Here is an 18,793-nt window from a genome sequence, read left to right on the forward strand (position 1 = left end):
TGACTCATTTGCAAAAATGCAACAATTAAAGCAAGATGTAAAATAAATGCGAAAAATGCTTATTGCACCGTATTTTTCGAGAAATCCACTTTTGCAAAACAAATTAAGCCCCGGTACACAACGGGTATTATCACTTCGTATAAACCCACCTGCCTGGTAAACCTGGGCATAAAATGGTACCCCTTTTCCCGGCTCTTTAACGTAGCATATCGGGTAATACTTCCATCAGCAGTTAATGCCTGGTTGCTTACCACCTGCTGGTTCCTGATTTTTTCTAAAAACAGGAAATATATTTCCTTACCCACATTTACATAGCCGTAAGAAAGATAATTCTCGTTGTTATCGTCGGTTTGGTTTTTGAGTACAATATTGGTCCATACTGGTTTTAAACTACTGTCAATGGACATGAGCATTATATTATTGTAAGTGTAACGTGTAACCTGGTTTCGGTTGTAGTTGTTATATGGCCTGTAGTAATTATAATAGCCAGGATAATAATTGTAATAATTGGAATTATAATAAGGGCTGCCATATAAATAATCCCAACGGTTCCAGTTGCTGCCCGATGTTTGCGAAGAATAATCTTCGGCAACAAGGATAAAACTGCCATCTTTCTTTAAAAAAGTATTGCGTACAAACATATCATCAAATGCCGAGCGGTATTTTCCTTCGGTAATTTTTGCCCTTAATGAATCGGGAAATGCTATGAATGCCTGTTTTCCCAGCATTGCATTTTTATTGAGCAATGCCGTAAACAAACCTTCAATATTCCCATTTTTTTTGATGTAATAAAATGAGTTTACCAGGAAATTATTGTTTAAATTATCAATCTTTATCCGCACTTCATCTATATATTTATCGCCCAACGAGAGCGGCAATACCTGGTATTTATCTGCATTTACAGGTATTGTATAAATTTCGGCATTGTTGCTGGTTTCCCTGTTGCCCCTGGTAACTTGTTTGGAAAATACAATACTTCCATCATTCGCAATTTGCAGGTCGGAGTATACATCCCGGTATTTATTATAATGAAATAAATAACGCAGGCTGTCGGTGGTAGCAAGGTTTTCATTGAGCCTTTTTGAAACCAGCGTTAATTCATCGCCTGTAAAGCGCATTTTATAAATCAATATTTTTTTCTTGTCTTCGCTTATGGCCGTGCTGTAAATTTTATTATTATCAAACATGCCCACTTTTGTGGTATCCAGGGTAAATTCATTACCCAGCATTTGCCCTTTGTCATTAAATTTTGCAGCATTGCAATAAATAACCCGGTTCTTTTGCTTTTGATAAATCATATAGAAATAATCCGGATACAGCACAAAATCTATATTCAGCAACCTGTCGTCTAAAAATTTTAGCCTTTCATTGCTTATCTCTTTCATTTTATTATCCACTACCTGCAAAAAATGTCTTGTACCCAAACCCTTGTAAAAAATAAAATTGTTTCCCACTTTGCCCAAAATATCGAAATAAATATCTACGTCATCATCCCGGTGGGTAGGAGAATATAAAATTTCCTGTGCAAAAATTTGCAAAGAAAACAATAGTGAAAAAACAAAAAATATTATTCTTTTCATTGCTTAATGGCCATTTTAATAAATATAAGTACAAAAATTATTCCTATTGACTAAACAGACAATGTAATGAGACAAAATGTTGTTTTATAAATCAGATTTAACAAATTTTCTCATACTGAGATAAACAAAAAGCAAAAGATAAACAATCGCTAAAATGAGTACCAGTTGGGTATTATCTGCCGGCATAATCATTTTAGACATAGATTTTACCGGGTTATCCGGAAAAGCGAGCAATCCATCCGAAGCATTCATGGGCAGGTAATCGCCCAAATGGCCAAAGTCACCCACATTGTCAGATTTTAATTTTATGCTCCACAAATCAAGCATTTGGGAAATAATATTTTCTGCGCCCATATATATAAAATACAAGCCAATGGCAAAACCCGTTTTACGTACCCAAACCGAAATAAATACCGCCAGCACATTATAGGAAAGGGCTTTAAGGAAAAAATAAAATACATGCGATATTTTATGAGTAGAAAAACCGGTGCCGGATATGAAACCAAAGCTAAGTGCAGTTAAAAATACTATTACCGTAGTTACAAAAGCAAAAATGAGTGCAAGGGCCAATTTTACAGAGATAAATTCTTTACGGCTCCAGCCGTCAATAATATTTTGGCGGCTTGTTTTATATGCATACTCGTTGGTAATTAAAATAATAAGCAGCATTGCCGGTAGGAATAATAAAAACCCCGTAGCATAGCTGGTGGTTTGCCAGGTATTGGTAAAATCGTAAGGGTGAAAAGAAAACATTTTACCGTTGGGCAATGATTCTTCAATAATTTTTTTATTTACCTGGTATACAATAATATTTACCAGTACAATGCCAAATACAAAAAAAACTGACAACACCTTAAATGGGTTATAATCTTTTAGTTTCAGCCATTCAATAGATAAAAGTTTCTTCATGGGTTTATTTTCCGGTAAGTTGAAAAAATTTGTTTTCGAGGCTGCTCCTTTTTAGCTGAAGCTGCGAAAGGGTAACGCCTTTATCAAAAAAATAACTGTTGATAGCCGCCAACTGCACGGTACCCGATTGAAAATATAACTGCAGTCCTTCGTTTGTTTCTTTTGCATCCTGGCAACCGGGTAAGCCTGTTGCCGCATTTTTTAGCTGGGATAAGTTTTCTGCATTTACCATAACAATATCATCGGTAATAAAAATTTCATCTACATTGCCTGAAGCAATGAGCTTTCCCTGTTTTAGGATGGCAACATGGGTACAAACTTTTTCTACTTCATCTAAAAGATGGCTGGCCATAATAATGGTTTTGCCTTTTTTGGCAAGCTCTTTAATTAGCGAGCGGATGTCGGCAATACCTTCAGGGTCGAGCCCATTTGTAGGTTCATCAAAAATCAGCACATCGGGGTTGGCAAGCAAGGCAGCGCCGATGGCAAGCCGCTGTTTCATACCCAGAGAATAAGTGCTGAATGCAGAATTTTTCCGATGGCTCAGACCAACGGTTTCAATGGCGCCATCAATATTATTTTCTCCGTTACCTTTTATTGCAGCGGCAATTGCTAAATTTTTAACCGCAGATAAATAATGATAAAAATTGGGGGTTTCCAATAGTGTACCCATATTTCTCCGGTGTTCATCGGTAGGTTCCGTATCAAATAAAGAATAATTGCCAGAACTCGGTTTTAAAATACTAGTAACAATGCTGAGCAGTGTTGTTTTTCCACTACCATTGGGGCCAAGTATGCCAAAAACACATCCTTCGGGAACAGAAAAACTTACGTTGGAAAGTGCACAAATATTGCCATAATATTTGGTGAGGTTGTTTACGGAAAGTATTGTCATTTCTTTTTTATAGTGGGTTACAATTTAGCTAAATAATTATTACAGAAGTAAAATATTAGTATTTAATCATGAACTGGCAAATGCTTTTGGTGCCATACTGAAGTAAAAGCGCCTACTACAGCTTTACCGTTTTTTGAGAAATTAAGTTTATGCAGCTGCAGGTTATCTATATCCTGCTGCAGAACTTTACGGTGAAATGGATTGATGGTACCGCCTTTTTGGCCAGCAGCAATATTGGGATCGTATTGAAACCGGGGATCTACTAAAGAACCCCGAGGATACATAATGCCGGGCACTCCGCTTCCCCGTATATCTAAAATTTCAGGATGGTCAAGCCCAAGTGTATGCCCAAATTCATGAGCAGCAGTGGTAGAATTATTCAGCAGGTTGGCTAACTTAAAATAACCCGTATTGCTATTTAAGCCATCTACAAATGAAATATCATTTGCGCTGTATTCTTCAATTCTAAAATAATTATTCTCGGGGTTTGTGTTGGCCATCACATCCTCTGGTTGCAGCGCCGGTGCATATATTGCTTCCATTTTAAACTGTACCGTACAACTCATCTGTTGCATCATAACGCTTGCCCGGGGTTCATTCCAGGTGTTTTGGATTTCCCGGGCAACATCTTCGCACAACAAAGGAAAAGCTGCATCGCCATAAAAAAATAAACGGGCATAAATGGTAAGCAATTGCTGGTCTAAGTGTAATTCTGCAACTCCCATAGTTTAAATTAATTGTATTAAAATAAAAAAACCTTCTTTAAAAAGAAGGCTTTTTTTATGTGCGGCAAAGGAGATTCGAACTCCCACACCCTTTCGGGCGCTACCACCTCAAAGTAGTGCGTCTACCAATTTCGCCATCGCCGCAACTTTTTTTAAAGCCATGCAAAGGTAAAAAATACCTGCCTTGCAGAAAGATATTTTTTTTAAAAATAAAAAACCACAACCTGAACAGCTGTGGTTAAAAAATTATTTGGTAATGAAAACTAAGCCCTTTGCTTAACTGGTGATTTTTTCTTTGTTTTTCTTAAAGCGGAATCAATGGCTTTTTTGAGCTCATCATAAGTGGGTTTGTTTACCCTTTCGCCGTTTACAAAAAATGTGGGAACGTCTTTAACACCACGGTCAATGCCTTCTTTTAAATCTCCCTGAACCTGCCACCCAAATGTAGCATTTACCAAATCGTCTAAAAAACGTTTGCTGCTGACACCCGCTTCTTTTGAATGTAATTTAAGGCTTGTTGTGCCTAAGTTCTTCCTGTTGGCAAATAAAATATTATGCATTTCCCAAAACTTACCTTCCTGTGCAGTTGCTACTGCAGCTTCACCGGCTTTTAAGGCACGCTGGTGCACTTTCGTAAGCGGAAAATGCCTGAAATTAAACCGGATTTTTCCGTCGTAATCATGAAGTAATTTTTTTACAATTTCATTTGCCTTTGCACAGGCTTCACTTTCATATTCTCCAAATTCTTCCAGTGTAACTGCTGCCTTTGGGTTACCAACAAATACATCCCGGGGTTCAATAATTTCCAGTACCTCTTTCTTGAATGCCATAATGATCTACTTTTCGTGTTTTATTATTTACAGACAACCTGTCTATTTTCCTATTTATCAATGCTTTAAGCCTTGTTAATGGGTGAAGATACTGTTTTTTTTCCCGTTTTAAAAACCAGTTAAAAAAAATTCCCAAATTCTACTATTAATTAACTGTATATCAACATATTAATAGAAATTAACATTTTTTACCCTTTTATTGGACTTGCCTGAACCTGCTCATTTCTAAAAACTACATTTCCATCAAAAGCATCTACCAACACGGGCCTTGTTTTATCTATATCTCCACCTAAAATCTTTTTACTTAAAGGGTTAACTATTTCTTTTTGAATCAACCTTTTTAAAGGCCTTGCTCCAAATTGCGGATCGTAGCCAAATTCAGCAAGGTAATCGAGTGCATAATCACTGAATTGCAGGTTGATGCCATTTTTGGCAACCAGATTTTTGAGTGCTTCCAGTTGTATAAGAATAATTCCTTTAATTTCATTGCGCATCAACGGTTGAAACATGATGATTTCATCTATTCGGTTGAGCAACTCGGGCCTTAAGGATTGCCTGAGCAGTTCCATCACCTCCGCTTTTGTGCTTTCTACCACTTCTTCTTTGTTTTTTTCATTCAGTTTTTCAAAGTTTTCCTGTATTATATGGCTGCCCATATTACTCGTCATGATGATAATGGTATTTTTAAAATTTACCACCCTGCCTTTATTATCGGTAAGGCGGCCATCGTCCAGTACCTGTAAAAGAACATTAAATACATCGGGGTGCGCTTTTTCAATTTCGTCGAGTAATACTACGGAATAGGGTTTGCGCCTTACTGTTTCGGTAAGCTGCCCGCCTTCATCGTAACCTACATAGCCGGGAGGCGCACCTACCAGCCTGCTTACAGAATGTTTTTCCTGGTATTCGCTCATGTCAATCCTTGTCATCATATTTTCATCGTCAAATAAATATTCGGCAAGCGCTTTTGCCAGTTCGGTTTTACCAACACCTGTAGTTCCCAAAAATATAAAAGAGCCAATTGGTTTTTTTGCATCTTGCAAACCGGCACGGCTGCGGCGTATGGCATTGCTTACCGCTTCTATAGCTTCCTCCTGCCCTACTACCCTTTTGTGCAATTCATCTTCAAGGTTTAGCAATTTTTCTCTTTCGGTTTGCAGCATTTTATTTACAGGTATGCCAGTTGCTTTTGCAATGCTTTCGGCAATATCTTCTGCATCTACTTCTTCTTTAAGCAGCCTTTTTTCTGAAGTTTCTTCCAGTTGTTTTGTCAAAGCATCAATAACTGATTCCTGTTCTTTTACTTTGCCATAGCGTATTTCTGCTACCTTACCATACTCACCGTTACGTTCTGCCTGCTCGGCCTCCAGCTTTAATGATTCAATATTTGCCTTACTATTTTGTATTTTATCTACAATTTCTTTTTCTTCTTTCCATTTGCTTTTATAGGTATCTCTTTCTACTGCAAGGTTGGCAATTTCGGTATTAAGTTCTTTAAGTTTGGCTTCGTCATTTTCTCTTTTTATAGCTTCCCGTTCAATTTCCAATTGGCGTATCTGCCGTTCCAGCTTATCCAGTTCTTCGGGCATAGAATTCATTTCGAGCCTTAGTTTTGCTGCGCTTTCGTCTATAAGGTCAATAGCTTTATCGGGCAAAAACCTATCGGTAATATAGCGGTGAGAGAGTTCAACTGCTGCAATAATTGCTTCATCTTTTATGCGTACATGGTGGTAGGTTTCGTAGCGGTCTTTTAATCCACGCAATATTGAAATTGCATCATCCACATTTGGCTCATTTATCATTACTTTTTGAAAACGGCGTTCCAACGCTTTATCTTTTTCAAAAAACTTTTGGTATTCGTTAAGTGTAGTTGCACCTACAGCACGCAACTCGCCACGGGCCAGGGCCGGTTTTAAAATATTGGCTGCATCCATTGCGCCATCGCCACCACCTGCACCAACCAAAGTGTGTATTTCATCAATAAACAAAATTATTTCCCCATCGCTGCCACTCACTTCTTTCACAACTCCTTTTAACCTTTCTTCAAACTCGCCTTTATATTTGGCACCGGCAATCAGTTGCCCCATATCCAGCGCATAAATAATTTTTGATTTTAAGTTTTCCGGTACATCGCCATTTACAATACGCATGGCAATACCTTCGGCTATGGCCGTTTTACCAACGCCAGGCTCGCCAACCAATATTGGGTTATTTTTACTCCTGCGGCTAAGGATATGCAGCGTTCTTCTTATTTCTTCATCACGGCCAATTACCGGATCCAGCTTGCCTGTCCTTGCCAGTTCATTAAGGTTTTTGGCATATTTATTTAACGCATTAAATTGTGTTTCCTGGGTTTGGGAAGAAACTTTATCACCTTTTCTCAATTCTTTAATTGCCGCAATAAGGCCCTTATCGGTAAGCCCGGCATTTTTTAAAATTTTTGCTACTGCATCGTTTCCTTGAACCAGGGCAAGTAAAATATGCTCTGCTGTTACAAATTCATCTCCAAAACTGCTCAATACGGCTGTAGCACGCATCATTGCAGTATTGGCTTCACGCCCAATTTGCTGTGCTGGCTCCCCAGCAATTTTGGGTAGTTTCAGCAACAGTTCATCTAACTTATTTTCCAGTAAGTTTACAGTTACGTTGTTCTTTTTTAAGAGATATTCAATTGGAGATTCTTCCATATCCAGCAGGGCTTTTAAAATATGCTCTGTTTCAATAGAAGGGTTTTGGGCGTTAAATGCCAGTTGCTGCGCCTGTTGAATGGCTTCGGCAGCTTTTATGGTAAAATTATTTAAATTCATCGTTTAATTTATTGGTGCTTTTTTAAACTTATTCAACAAATTGGTATCCAAAGCCAAAATATAGGAAATTATGTCGTATAAAACCTTTACAAACTGTCTCTATTGCATACTCATAGCAGGTTTCATGCTAAATTATCAGCCGGCTTTTAGCCAGGAAAAATTTGTTAAAGTAGGTAATTGGGTAGATGAAAACCTGCAACATCTTGGTGGCAATGCTGTGATGCTAATTTATAATAACGGTAAAATTGTTTATGAATATGCTGCATCTAATCAAAATAACGCTGCTCAAAAAGGCAAAAGAAAAAGATTAAGAAAATCGTTGCGTACGGGAAAAGAGCATGATGCCAACTCAAAAATACTGATTGCCAGTTGCAGCAAATGGCTAAGCGCTGCATTAGTAATGACATTTATAGATGAAGGCAAATTAAAATTAACGGATAGCATAGGAAAATTTTTACCAGTAATGACGCAAAACGGAAAAGGGAATATTACCATAGCTGAATGCCTGAGCCACACTACAGGAATAGCAGCAGGTGGATTTAGCCGGAATAAAGAATTTGCATCGGCAAATAGTACAGGTGAAGTAATGGGTTTTATTGCCCAAATGCCCATGGAAGCAGAACATGGAACCCTATTTCATTACAGCAGCATAGGTCTGCAAATTGCAGCAGCAGTAATTGAAAAAATTACGGGTAATACTTTTCAAAATTTATTTGCCGAAAGGATTGCCCAAAAATGTAACATGAAAAATACCGACTGGGGCAATAAAAAAATTGCTTTGCCTGCCGGTGGCGCAAGAAGTACGGCAAACGACTATATGAATTTTTTGGTGATGATATTGCATAAAGGAAATTTTTCGGGGGTTCAGGTGTTGAGCAGCAACTCTGTGCAGCTAATGCAACAAAATTATACCGAAGGGAAAATTGTAAAAGATTCACCTGCCGGATCATTAAAATGGGGTTACGGCTTAGGCGAATGGATAATGGCTTCCTCCCCAAATGAAAACCCATCGGTAAGCAGCCCGGGATTATTTGGCAGTTACCCATGGGTAGATAATGAAAAAGGATATGCAGCTTTACTGTTTACTTTTAACTTTAATAGAAAAGACAGGATAAAAAGTTATACTGCATTAAAAGAAATAGTAGATGAAGCAATAATGGGAAAATAGATTTTTTTCTGTCGGGTTTATTTCCAAAAGAGGATAGTAACTTATAATTTTAAGTTGACAATAATATATTTACCCGGCCTCTTTTGTTCTTTTCGATTCTTCCTTAAAGTTTTACGGATAGGATTAACAGTCTTTGTTTTGTATGCAACTAAACAAGGCAGAGCAGATTTATACAAAATCTTTAACTATTTACCGTAATTTTGACCTACCCAACTCTGTTTATGAAACGCTTAACAACGCTACTTTTACTATTCCCAACCTTGGCACTTGCCCAAAATAAAAGAAAAATTTTTCATGGCATGTATTTACAATGGGGTTACAATAAAGAATGGTACAGCAACAGCAGCATTCATTTTAAAATGGCAAATGGCGACAGGTTTATTTTACATGCTGCAAAAGCCCACGATAAACCCGACTATGATGCCATTATAAAAGAGCCGGCACAGGTTTCCGTACCACAATATAATTATCGCATTGGTTTTTATACCAACAGCAAAAGAACCCAATCCATAGAAATAAATTTCGACCATATTAAATATGTGGTAACCGATGGCCAAAAAGTACGGGTAACCGGAACAATAAATGGCGTTACTGCCGATGGCGACAGTATTTTAACCGCTGAAAATTTTTTGCACCTTGAACATACCGATGGAGGCAACCTGCTACATATAAACTATGTACAGCAAAATACTTTGTTTAAAACACGTTCTGGCAAAAGGCAATTGGTAACCCTGCTTTGGAAAGCCGGTGCTGGCATCAATATTCCCCGTACCGATTTTACCTGGAAGGGCGACAGGCTAAACAATAAATTTCATGTGGCCGGGTACAACATAAGTGCAGAAGCCGGTGCAAGGCTGTATGCAAGCAGCCGCTTATTTATTGAGTTTACGGGCAAAAGCGGTTTTGTAAAATATGTAAACGCACTGGCCAATACCACACAAACAAGTGGCAACAGGGTAAAACACAGCTTTGGTTATTTTGAATTAATTGCAACTGTAGGTTACGATATCCATTTTTAAAAAAAAATATATAAAACCACCGGGAGCCCTGCATTGCCGGGGCTTTTGTATTTTTACAAACCATGGGCCATCAAAAAAACACAACTTTTATTAAACAAACGGCATTAGCACATGGCTTTGATGCCTGTGGTATTGCAAAAGCCGTTTTTTTGGAAGACGATGCCAAAAGGCTGGAAAAATGGCTGCAAAACGGGATGCATGGCAAAATGCAGTACATGGAAAATTATTTTGAATTAAGAGTTGACCCATCTAAATTAGTGCCTGGTGCAAAATCGGTTATTACTTTAGTGTATAATTATTTTCCGGGGGAAAAACAAAAAAAGCATTCCCCTAAAATTTCAAAATATGCATACGGAAACGACTACCATGAAATAATCAAAAAAAAGCTCAACGAATTTTTTCTATGCATTAAAAAAGAATTGGGTGAAATAAATGGCCGTGGATTTATTGATAGCGCACCGGTACTGGAACGTACCTGGGCTACAAAAAGCGGGCTGGGCTGGATAGGTAAAAACGGAAACCTTATCAGCAACAAAAAAGGATCTTTCTTTTTTATTGCTACTTTAATTATAGATTTGGAACTGGAATATGATGATGAATTTTACAAAGACTATTGCGGTACCTGCACCCAATGCATTGACCATTGCCCTACCAAAGCCATATTGCCGGGCAAAGTAATTGACGGCAGTAAATGCATTTCTTATTTTACTATTGAACTTAAAGATGCGCTACTGCCCGAAAACATGAAAGGTAAATTTGACAACTGGATGTTTGGCTGCGATGTGTGCCAGGATGTTTGTCCCTGGAACAGGTTCAGCACTATTACCCAACATGCAGCAATTAAACCAATAAATGAAATTTTAAACTACAGTACAAAAGATTGGGAAGAACTGACAGAAGAAAATTTTAAAACCGTTTTTAAAAACTCGCCATTAAAAAGAAGTAAATTTTCGGGCATAAAACGCAACCTGCAATTTTTAAGCAAGCCATGAACCCATACATAATTAAACTACAAATTATTGCCGGCAAAAAAAAACGGCATATCATTGGGCTTATGAGCGGCACTTCATTAGACGGGTTGGATATTGCACATTGTACAATAGAAGGTAGTGGAAAAAAAGCAAAAGTTAACCTGGAGCATTTTATTACTGTACCATACAATACATTTTTTAAAAAACAGGTAAAAGAAATATTTGCAAAGCCCCAAATACCATTTGAGCAATTATGCCTGCTCCATGCCCATATTGCCCAGGTACATGCAGCCATGGTAAAAAAAGCGCTGAAGCAATGGAAAATAAAACCCAAAACTATTGACCTGATTGCCAGCCATGGCCAAACGGTTTTTCATGCACCTAAAAATCAGCACAAGAAAAAAAATTTTGGAAATGCAACGTTGCAAATTGGCGATGGCGACCAGCTTGCAGTAAAAACCGGCATTATTACCCTTAGCGATTTCAGACAAAAACATATTGCTGCCGGTGGTGAAGGCGCTCCCCTGGCTGCATACGGCGATTATTTATTGTTTTCAGAAAACGGGAAAAACATTGTGTTGCTTAATATTGGCGGCATTGCCAATTTTACCTGTTTATATGCCAATGGAAAAATTATTAGTTCCGATACCGGCCCGGGAAATATTTTGATGGATAGCTGGGTGAATGAAAAAATAAAAATCCAATCCTTTGATAAAAACGCCGCATTAGCATTAAAAGGTAAAATCCTTCCTGCTTTGCTAAAGCAGTTAATGCAGCACCCCTATTTTAAATTGCCCTTTTCCAAAACTACCGGCCCGGAAATTTTTAATACAGATTTTATAAAAACAGCTATACAAAAAGCAAAAGTACCTGAAGAAAATTTACATGATATTTTAGCCACTTTAAACCGCTTTACTGCCGAAACGATAACCGCTGCCCTCAATAAACTTAACCTTAGTTCCAAAACAAAATTGTATGTGAGTGGCGGTGGCCTGCATAATCCTTTGCTGATGCAAAACCTTAAAATACTCAATCCAATAATGGATTTTCGTGCTACTACCGAAAAAAATATACTTCCCGATGCCAAAGAAGCGGTATTGTTTGCCCTGCTGGCCAATGAAACACTTTGCGGCAATACCTCAGTATTTAAAAAAGCCGGGAAAAACTTGCCGGCAATAAATATGGGTAAAATCAGCTTGCCGGCTTAGTTGGGTTTTCTAATTTCGTTTTAAGGGCATTTAAGGCTGCTTTATAAGATTCGCCAATCATTTTTTCGAGAAACAAACCACGAAATTTTTCCCAGGGATACCATTTAAGTTTTGTAAAAGATCGCCATTGCACCTGGTGCCCAAACTGGTTTTCTACTAAGGGCATAATGCTCAACTGGTTTTCGGTATCATCATTTTTAAATGTGAAAGAGGTAAATGAAACGCTGTATTTTATTACCTGAGTAATTTTTATTGGTGATTTTGCGACTGCCGGGTTCCAGGCCTCCCATCCTTTTATGGTATTGATGGCTGCAAAAATTTCTTCCTGCGGCGCATTAATCACTACTGCAGAAGCATTACTTATTTTTGAAGGTATAAACAACGAGATGATGGTAATGAACAAAAAAAGCATTGCCACAACAAATAAAATCCCTTTAATTTTTTGTATCATATTATTCCCAGCGGAAAACTTTAATGGCGATAAAATATACAGCCAACCCCCAAATTAACAATATGCCAATTTCTGAACGAACGCCCCAAAGGCTTTGCCCTTCGAAAGCAACACTACGCATGGCTGTGTTTAAATGCGTAAGCGGCATAATTTTAGCAATAGGCTGTAGCCATTTGGGAAAAACATCAATAGAAAAAAAAGTGCCCCCCAGCAAAAATTGCGGCATAGTAATAAGATTGGCAAAGGGTGCAATACTGCTGTCGCTTTTAGCAACACCACTTATAATAAACCCAAAACCCATAAACACCAGTAATCCCAAAAAACTCAACAGCAACATTTCAAAAAAAGTTTGCACACCATTTACCAAAGTAAATCCAAATAAATAATACCCGGCAAGTATAATAATTACCGCCGTTGCCATTTGAAAAACTACACGGCTCAATGCTTCGCCTAATACAATATAAGTGCGGCTAATGGGCGTTGCAAAAAACCGTTTTAAAACCAGCGTATTCCTTAAATTAAAAAATACAAATGCAAGGCCAAAAACTCCGGCGGTCAACAACGAAAAACCCAATTGCCCGGGCAAAATAAAATCTATGGTTTTGTATTGCCTAATTTCTTTTATATCCCTTTTATAATCAAAATCGAAAGTTGCATAAGCCGGCCTGTTTTGATACATGCTATTACTGATATGGTTAATGGTGCTGGCAATAAAATTTTTAAGCTGCGGCCATTTATCATTGCTGGAAGTAGAACTATTTAATGTAACCATAAAAGGAGCCACTGCATTACCCGATTTTTTTATTGAAATTGTACCGGCAATTCGCCCTTTAACGACGGCCTCGTTTAACTCCCTTTCTGTTGCATAATTTACAAATTTTATGGCATCGCTGTTTTTTAATTCGCTAAATAATGCGTTGGCAGTATCGCTGCCTGGTGCCAGTACAATCCGGTAAGATTGCATGCTGCTATTGCCTATAAACCCAAAAACCAGGATAAATAAAAAAGGGAAAATAAAACTAAACACAATTGCGGAAGGGCTACGTAAAATTGCCCGCAAACTCCCCCTGGTAATGGCCATCATGGCCCTGAACTGGTTGTATGCCATAAAAATTATACTAAAAAAAAACAAAAATATCGTAAAACCAGCAAATAATTTGCAATTATTTTGACATTTGTCGTACATTAGCCAGACACATGACGCAAAGCATGAAAAAGCCAACATCAAAAGAAGCCACTAAACTTACTCCCGCCAAAATGGAAAAAAAGCAATTATTCGACGGCGAAATGCGCTACCGCAAAGGTTATATATCCGGGCCGCTGTTAAAAGATTTTACTTTTACGGCCTTTAAAAAAATTGCCGATAAATCCCCTTTCAGCCAAAGTGAATGGGCAATTTTTTTGCACCTTAGCGAAAGGACACTGCAGCGCTATGCCAAAAGCAACAGTACCTTTGCCGCCATAAATGCCGAGAGGGCTTTGCAAATTGCCCACTTGCTGGAAGAAGGCAAAAACACTTTTGGCAGCCAGGAACTGTTTTATAGCTGGATAAAGAGCAAACCCTATTCTATTGACGGGGAACTTACCATAGATTCCCTCTCTACTTCTCATGGCATTCAACTGGTACTTACACAACTGGGCAGGATACAACACGGTATACTGGCATGATAGTTTACAGGCTTTGTACACAAAGATACAGCAGCGACCTTACGGGAAACGGCGCCAAATTATTTGGTGGCAGATGGAATGAGCCGGGCTTTTCTGCTTTATATACTACTGAAAATATTTCGTTGGCAGTATTGGAGATTTTGGTTCATGCCGGTAATAACCATATCCCTTCGCAATACATGATTTTGAAAATAGAAATTCCTGAGAACTCTTCCGTTATTGCAATTTCAAAAGCCAAATTGAAAAAAAACTGGAAAGATGATGTGGAAATCAGCAGGTTTATTGGCAATGAATTTATTAAAAACAAACATTCGCTTGTGCTAAAAGTACCTTCGGCCATTGTGGATGAAGAAAATAACTTTATCCTTAACCCTGCCCACCCCGAAATGAAGAAAGTAAAAATAAAATGGGTAAAACCATTTAGGTTCGATAAAAGACTTTTAATAAATGAATAAAGTTTACCTATTGCTTGGCGGCAACCTGGGCGACCGAAAAAAAAATATAAATGCAGCCATTCATCTTATTAAAAAAAGTATTGGAAAAGTATCCCGCTTTTCTTCGCTTTATCAAACTGCCGCATGGGGAAATATAACTCAGCCGGATTTTTTAAACCAGGTTATAATCATTCATACAAATTTAACGGCTGCAAACTGCCTGGCAGCCTGCCTTTTAATTGAAGAATCGCTAGGCCGGAAACGTTCTTTTAAAAATGCCCCAAGAACCATTGACATTGATATTTTATTTTATAATAAAGCAAAAATGAACCAGGAATTATTAACAATTCCCCATCCTGCCCTGCATTTAAGGCGTTTTGTATTGGTACCATTAAATGAGCTTTCGCCCAATTTTAAACATCCGGTATTGCAAAAATCAATACACCAATTGCTCCTGCAATGCAAAGATGAATTAAATGTGAACAAAATTTAATTGCCATTTATAACATTGCCTGTATTTTGCAAGCGGATGAAATACAACTTCGTAACAATTGAAGGAAATATCGGCGCCGGAAAAACAACACTTGCCCATATACTAAGCAAACATTATAATGCCAGGCTGATTTTAGAAGAATTTGCCGACAACCCTTTTTTGCCAAAATTTTATGAAAACCCTCAGCAGTTTGCCTTTCCGCTGGAATTGTTTTTTATGGCCGAAAGGTATAAGCAGCTCAAAGATTTGATGCAAACCAAGGATATGTTCCAGGCCATTACCATATCCGATTATTTGTTTACCAAGTGCCTGCTGTTTGCCAAAGTAAATTTGCCCGATGAAGAATTTAAACTGTACCAAAAACTTTTTGATATCATTAATCCGCAAATTGTACAACCCGATTTGCTCATTTACCTTCACTCACCTGTGAGTAAATTGCAGGAAAATATTAAAAAACGCAACCGCAGTTACGAACAAGGCATTCCCAACGATTATTTATTTACCCTACAGGAAACCTATACGCAGTATATTAAACAACATAATATTACCACCTTGTTTATAGATACCAGCAATGCAGATTTTATAGGCAATGAATTGCACATAAAAACAATAATTGAGGCATTAGAAAAAGAATACAACGAAGGGCAACATTACATTAGTTTACCTTAAAATGTTATTTAAACCCTCCGATAAAAACCCTTATGCACCCTTAGCCATTAAAGAATTCAGGTATTTTGTATGCGGCCGTGCCCTATTTATGATGGGCATACGTATGACGGTAACTTTAATTGGCTGGTGGATGTATGAACTCACCAACAGCAAGCTGGCATTGGGCCTTGTAGGTTTGTCCGAAGTAATACCTGCACTTTCACTTGCGCTGTATGCCGGCCATTATATTGATTTGCATGAAAAAAGAAAGTTGCTCTTACGCTGCTTATTGTTTTACATTATCTGCATTATTTGTTTTATTGTGCTTTCCTCAAACTATGTATCAAAAAATTACGGGCCATGGGCAATAGCAGCGGGCATTTGCAGCATTATTGCCATAACCGGCGCTATAAGGGCGTTTAACGGGCCTACTTTTTCTTCGCTTATTTCACAGGTAGTGCCCAAAGAAATTTTACCTGCAGCCGCAGCAATCAGTTCTGCAAGCTGGCTGTTGGCATCTATTACCGGCCATGCTTTAGGGGGCTTTTTTATTGCATGGATCGGTATCCAAAAAACTTTTTGTGCGGTATTATTATTTACTATTGCCGGGTATATTTTGTTAAGCAAAATTTCAACCAAACCTGTTTTTGCCAGCAAAGCTGCATCTACCTGGCAAAGTGTAAAAGAAGGCCTGCGGTATGTTTTTAAAACCAAGGAAATTTTTGGGGCGCTTACGCTTGATTTGTTTGCCGTATTATTTGGTGGTGCAGTTGCTTTAGTGCCGGTTTTTGCCAAAGATATTTTAAAAGTTGGGCCCGAAGGTTTTGGCATATTAAATGCTGCAAGCGATATTGGTTCAATAATTACCGTAACACTGCTCACCATTTTCCCCTTTAAATATGGCCAGGGAAAAAAATTATTTTTTGCCGTATTTGGCTTTGGTATTTGCATTATTGTTTTTGCCATATCAAAAAGTTTTTGGCTCTCGTTTACTGCATTACTTATAAGTGGTTGTATGGATGGCATAAGCGTAATAGTGCGGAGTACCATACTGCAACTTAAAGTGCCGGATGAATTGAGGGGAAGGGTGATGAGCGTAAACAGTATGTTTATAAACTCATCCAACGAATTGGGCCAGTTTGAAAGCGGTGTTGCGGCAAAATTAATGGGTACGGTGCCTTCAGTAATTTTTGGCGGATGCATGACCATTGCCGTTGCCATTGTAACCTGGTTTAAAGCGCCCACATTAAGAAAGATGGATTATTAAATAGTTACCTTGCCTCTTTTCCTTAAAGGCAGAAATTACATTTACTTTTACTTCCTTACTTTTGCAGGAAATACATTTATTATGCAAACAGTATTGGTATTACATAATATTATCCGCTGGCTTATTTTGATATTTGGCATAGTTACGGTTATTAATGCCCTATCGGGCATAAGGTCTAAAAGGGCCTATTCCGTTAAAGATGATAAAGCCAGTTTATTTTTTATGGTGTTTATGGACATTCAATTGTTATTGGGCCTTATACTTTTTTTTACCAATGGCTGGTTCGATAAAATAAAAGCTGGCATGAGTGAAGTGATGAAAAACAATTACGACCGCTTTTTTATAATAGAGCATAGCCTGCTGATGGTTATGGCCTGGATATTGGTACACGTAGGCCGAACCGTTGTGAAACGCAGCGATAATGATAAGAAATTCAAAAAAATGATGCTTTATTTTGGCGTTGCATTATTGCTTATTTTACTGTCTATTCCCTGGTCATTCAGGCCCGAAATAGCCCGGCCGCTGTTCAGGGGTTTTTAACTTTTATTTGCCCTTTATAACAATAACAGCAAAATAAATTTGTTTTACCTCTATAAAACTATCTGAAACTATAAACTTATGGTTAAAAAGAAAACCCGTCCTGTAATTTTAATTACCAACGACGATGATATTACCAGCAAAGGTATTCGCAGCCTGGTAGAAGCCGTATCTGATTTAGCCAAGGTGGTGGTTGTAGCTCCCGATAAACCACAAAGCGGAATGGGGCACGCTATTACCATTGGCTCACCTCTTCGTATGAACCGTGTAAATTTGTTTAATGGTATTGAAGCCTGGCAAACCAGCGGTACACCTGTGGACTGTGTAAAATTGGCCGTAGATAAAATTCTTCACAGAAAACCTGACTTGTGCCTTAGCGGCATAAACCATGGCGCCAACCATTCTATAAATGTATTGTACAGCGGCACCATGAGCGCAGCCATGGAAGCAGCTATTGAAGGCATTCCAAGCATTGGATTTTCTTTGCTCGACTATAATTACGATGCCGATTTTACCGCTTCAAAGCAAATAGTTTATAAAATGGTAAAAGCCATCCTCAATAAAAAAATTGATAAAAACCTTTTGCTAAATGTAAACATACCTATTGCCACACCCGAAAATATAAAAGGAATAAAAATTTGCCGCCAGGCCAATGCCAAATACAAAGAAGATTTTATTGAGCGTACCGACCCGCACCAAAAAAAATATTTTTGGCTTACCGGTGAGTTTAAAAATTTTGATAAAGGAAAAGACAGCGATGTGTGGGCATTACAGAATAACTACGTAAGCGTGGTGCCCGTTCAATATGACCTTACCCATTACAAACTCAAACAAAAGCTCGAAAAGAGCAAACTGTTTTAATAATGATTTTTAAAAAGGATCAACTCAGCTTTGGGCTTATACTTGGCGCTGTAGCGCCGTTAATTGGTTTGCTTATTTTTAAGCAATATAAATTTGGCGTTTTCAGCTTTAATGAATTTTTTAAGTTTTTAGTGATTGAGCCGGGCTTCAGAACGCTTTCTGCGGCTTTATCGCTTTCACTATTGGCCAATGCACTGTTGTTTACTTTATATATTAATGCCCACAAAGACCGCACTGCTAAAGGAATTTTTATTTTTACCTTGCTTTATGGCCTAATTATTTTGCTCATAAAAACATTTTATTAGGCAGCAATAGTTTCGTT

Annotated in this window: 20 protein-coding genes and 1 tRNA gene; 12 read left to right on the plus strand and 9 right to left on the minus strand. The window is 37.9% G+C overall.

All coding sequences use genetic code 11. From position 1 onward, the window contains the following. Positions 1–59: 59 nt before the first annotated feature. From IPO46_01710 to clpB, 7 genes are all read right to left on the minus strand, one after another. Positions 60–1,580, minus strand: coding sequence for a hypothetical protein (locus IPO46_01710; protein ID QQS63354.1), 1,521 nt, complete (start codon positions 1,578–1,580; stop codon positions 60–62). 84 nt (positions 1,581–1,664) lie between these two features. Further along, complete coding sequence (locus tag IPO46_01715; GenBank protein QQS63355.1) at positions 1,665–2,489, minus strand: ABC transporter permease; 825 nt, start codon at positions 2,487–2,489, stop codon at positions 1,665–1,667. Positions 2,490–2,493: 4 nt separating this feature from the next. Next, positions 2,494–3,384, minus strand: a complete 891-nt coding sequence (locus IPO46_01720) for an ABC transporter ATP-binding protein (protein ID QQS63356.1) — start codon at positions 3,382–3,384, stop codon at positions 2,494–2,496. Positions 3,385–3,446: 62 nt separating this feature from the next. Next, a complete protein-coding gene (locus IPO46_01725) occupies positions 3,447–4,109 on the minus strand; it encodes a peptidase M10 (GenBank protein ID QQS63357.1) in 663 nt (220 codons plus the stop codon). 60 nt (positions 4,110–4,169) lie between these two features. Continuing rightward, positions 4,170–4,253 (minus strand) — tRNA-Leu (locus IPO46_01730). A 119-nt stretch (positions 4,254–4,372) separates the two neighbouring features. Then, positions 4,373–4,939, minus strand: coding sequence for a thioredoxin domain-containing protein (locus IPO46_01735; GenBank protein QQS63358.1), 567 nt, complete (start codon positions 4,937–4,939; stop codon positions 4,373–4,375). A 188-nt stretch (positions 4,940–5,127) separates the two neighbouring features. Then, positions 5,128–7,746, minus strand: a complete 2,619-nt coding sequence (gene clpB / locus IPO46_01740; protein ID QQS63359.1) for an ATP-dependent chaperone ClpB — start codon at positions 7,744–7,746, stop codon at positions 5,128–5,130. Positions 7,747–7,870: 124 nt separating this feature from the next. Between clpB and IPO46_01745 the strand changes: the two genes are divergently transcribed. The 4 genes from IPO46_01745 (at position 7,871) to IPO46_01760 (ending at position 12,112) form a co-directional block, all read left to right on the plus strand. After that, a complete protein-coding gene (locus tag IPO46_01745) occupies positions 7,871–8,914 on the plus strand; it encodes a beta-lactamase family protein (protein ID QQS63360.1) in 1,044 nt (347 codons plus the stop codon). Between the two features lie 221 nt (positions 8,915–9,135). Continuing rightward, positions 9,136–9,933 (plus strand): hypothetical protein, encoded by a 798-nt coding sequence (locus tag IPO46_01750; protein QQS63361.1) that lies wholly within the window; start codon positions 9,136–9,138, stop codon positions 9,931–9,933. 62 nt (positions 9,934–9,995) lie between these two features. Beyond that, the gene (gene queG / locus IPO46_01755; GenBank protein QQS63362.1) at positions 9,996–10,925 is read left to right on the plus strand and encodes a tRNA epoxyqueuosine(34) reductase QueG; all 930 of its coding nucleotides are present in this window, start codon (positions 9,996–9,998) and stop codon (positions 10,923–10,925) included. Continuing rightward, positions 10,922–12,112 (plus strand): anhydro-N-acetylmuramic acid kinase, encoded by a 1,191-nt coding sequence (locus tag IPO46_01760; protein QQS63363.1) that lies wholly within the window; start codon positions 10,922–10,924, stop codon positions 12,110–12,112. The genes queG and IPO46_01760 overlap by 4 nt, the downstream gene beginning before the upstream one ends. On the opposite strand, the gene IPO46_01765 is transcribed toward IPO46_01760, so the two are convergent. After that, complete coding sequence (locus tag IPO46_01765; GenBank protein ID QQS63364.1) at positions 12,096–12,563, minus strand: hypothetical protein; 468 nt, start codon at positions 12,561–12,563, stop codon at positions 12,096–12,098. The two genes, IPO46_01760 and IPO46_01765, sit on opposite strands and share 17 nt — an antisense overlap. Before the next feature lies 1 nt (position 12,564). Continuing rightward, complete coding sequence (locus IPO46_01770; protein ID QQS64290.1) at positions 12,565–13,677, minus strand: ABC transporter permease; 1,113 nt, start codon at positions 13,675–13,677, stop codon at positions 12,565–12,567. 95 nt (positions 13,678–13,772) lie between these two features. On the opposite strand from IPO46_01770, the gene IPO46_01775 reads away from it, so the two are divergent. The 8 genes from IPO46_01775 to IPO46_01810 all read left to right on the plus strand — a co-directional run bounded on the left by IPO46_01775 (position 13,773) and on the right by IPO46_01810 (position 18,776). Further along, positions 13,773–14,231, plus strand: a complete 459-nt coding sequence (locus IPO46_01775) for a DUF2384 domain-containing protein (protein QQS63365.1) — start codon at positions 13,773–13,775, stop codon at positions 14,229–14,231. After that, positions 14,228–14,686 (plus strand): RES family NAD+ phosphorylase, encoded by a 459-nt coding sequence (locus IPO46_01780; GenBank protein QQS63366.1) that lies wholly within the window; start codon positions 14,228–14,230, stop codon positions 14,684–14,686. Before IPO46_01775 ends, IPO46_01780 begins: the two co-directional genes overlap by 4 nt. Further along, a complete protein-coding gene (folK, locus tag IPO46_01785) occupies positions 14,679–15,158 on the plus strand; it encodes a 2-amino-4-hydroxy-6-hydroxymethyldihydropteridine diphosphokinase (GenBank protein QQS63367.1) in 480 nt (159 codons plus the stop codon). Before IPO46_01780 ends, folK begins: the two co-directional genes overlap by 8 nt. Positions 15,159–15,194: 36 nt before the next feature. Then, the gene (locus tag IPO46_01790) at positions 15,195–15,827 is read left to right on the plus strand and encodes a deoxynucleoside kinase (GenBank protein ID QQS63368.1); all 633 of its coding nucleotides are present in this window, start codon (positions 15,195–15,197) and stop codon (positions 15,825–15,827) included. A gap of 1 nt (position 15,828) precedes the next feature. Beyond that, positions 15,829–17,073 (plus strand): MFS transporter, encoded by a 1,245-nt coding sequence (locus IPO46_01795; GenBank protein QQS63369.1) that lies wholly within the window; start codon positions 15,829–15,831, stop codon positions 17,071–17,073. An 81-nt stretch (positions 17,074–17,154) separates the two neighbouring features. Then, complete coding sequence (locus tag IPO46_01800; GenBank protein QQS63370.1) at positions 17,155–17,613, plus strand: hypothetical protein; 459 nt, start codon at positions 17,155–17,157, stop codon at positions 17,611–17,613. A 78-nt stretch (positions 17,614–17,691) separates the two neighbouring features. Next, positions 17,692–18,471: a 5'/3'-nucleotidase SurE gene (gene surE, locus IPO46_01805; GenBank protein QQS63371.1), complete on the plus strand. Its 780-nt coding sequence runs from the start codon at positions 17,692–17,694 to the stop codon at positions 18,469–18,471. A gap of 2 nt (positions 18,472–18,473) precedes the next feature. Continuing rightward, positions 18,474–18,776, plus strand: a complete 303-nt coding sequence (locus IPO46_01810; GenBank protein QQS63372.1) for a hypothetical protein — start codon at positions 18,474–18,476, stop codon at positions 18,774–18,776. Positions 18,777–18,793 lie beyond the last annotated feature (17 nt).

Source organism: Chitinophagaceae bacterium (genome assembly GCA_016699815.1).
Lineage (GTDB): Bacteria > Bacteroidota > Bacteroidia > Chitinophagales > Chitinophagaceae > Ferruginibacter.

Bases quoted from the DNA above. Each gene is read 5' to 3' on its own strand.
- IPO46_01710 (QQS63354.1), bottom strand. From the start codon at position 1,580: ATGAAAAGAATAATATTTTTTGTTTTTTCACTATTGTTTTCTTTGCAA.
- IPO46_01715 (QQS63355.1), bottom strand. From the start codon at position 2,489: ATGAAGAAACTTTTATCTATTGAATGGCTGAAACTAAAAGATTATAAC.
- IPO46_01720 (QQS63356.1), bottom strand. From the start codon at position 3,384: ATGACAATACTTTCCGTAAACAACCTCACCAAATATTATGGCAATATT.
- IPO46_01725 (QQS63357.1), bottom strand. From the start codon at position 4,109: ATGGGAGTTGCAGAATTACACTTAGACCAGCAATTGCTTACCATTTAT.
- IPO46_01735 (QQS63358.1), bottom strand. From the start codon at position 4,939: ATGGCATTCAAGAAAGAGGTACTGGAAATTATTGAACCCCGGGATGTA.
- clpB (QQS63359.1), bottom strand. From the start codon at position 7,746: ATGAATTTAAATAATTTTACCATAAAAGCTGCCGAAGCCATTCAACAG.
- IPO46_01745 (QQS63360.1), top strand. From the start codon at position 7,871: ATGCTAAATTATCAGCCGGCTTTTAGCCAGGAAAAATTTGTTAAAGTA.
- IPO46_01750 (QQS63361.1), top strand. From the start codon at position 9,136: ATGAAACGCTTAACAACGCTACTTTTACTATTCCCAACCTTGGCACTT.
- queG (QQS63362.1), top strand. From the start codon at position 9,996: ATGGGCCATCAAAAAAACACAACTTTTATTAAACAAACGGCATTAGCA.
- IPO46_01760 (QQS63363.1), top strand. From the start codon at position 10,922: ATGAACCCATACATAATTAAACTACAAATTATTGCCGGCAAAAAAAAA.
- IPO46_01765 (QQS63364.1), bottom strand. From the start codon at position 12,563: ATGATACAAAAAATTAAAGGGATTTTATTTGTTGTGGCAATGCTTTTT.
- IPO46_01775 (QQS63365.1), top strand. From the start codon at position 13,773: ATGAAAAAGCCAACATCAAAAGAAGCCACTAAACTTACTCCCGCCAAA.
- IPO46_01780 (QQS63366.1), top strand. From the start codon at position 14,228: ATGATAGTTTACAGGCTTTGTACACAAAGATACAGCAGCGACCTTACG.
- folK (QQS63367.1), top strand. From the start codon at position 14,679: ATGAATAAAGTTTACCTATTGCTTGGCGGCAACCTGGGCGACCGAAAA.
- IPO46_01790 (QQS63368.1), top strand. From the start codon at position 15,195: ATGAAATACAACTTCGTAACAATTGAAGGAAATATCGGCGCCGGAAAA.
- IPO46_01795 (QQS63369.1), top strand. From the start codon at position 15,829: ATGTTATTTAAACCCTCCGATAAAAACCCTTATGCACCCTTAGCCATT.
- IPO46_01800 (QQS63370.1), top strand. From the start codon at position 17,155: ATGCAAACAGTATTGGTATTACATAATATTATCCGCTGGCTTATTTTG.
- surE (QQS63371.1), top strand. From the start codon at position 17,692: ATGGTTAAAAAGAAAACCCGTCCTGTAATTTTAATTACCAACGACGAT.
- IPO46_01810 (QQS63372.1), top strand. From the start codon at position 18,474: ATGATTTTTAAAAAGGATCAACTCAGCTTTGGGCTTATACTTGGCGCT.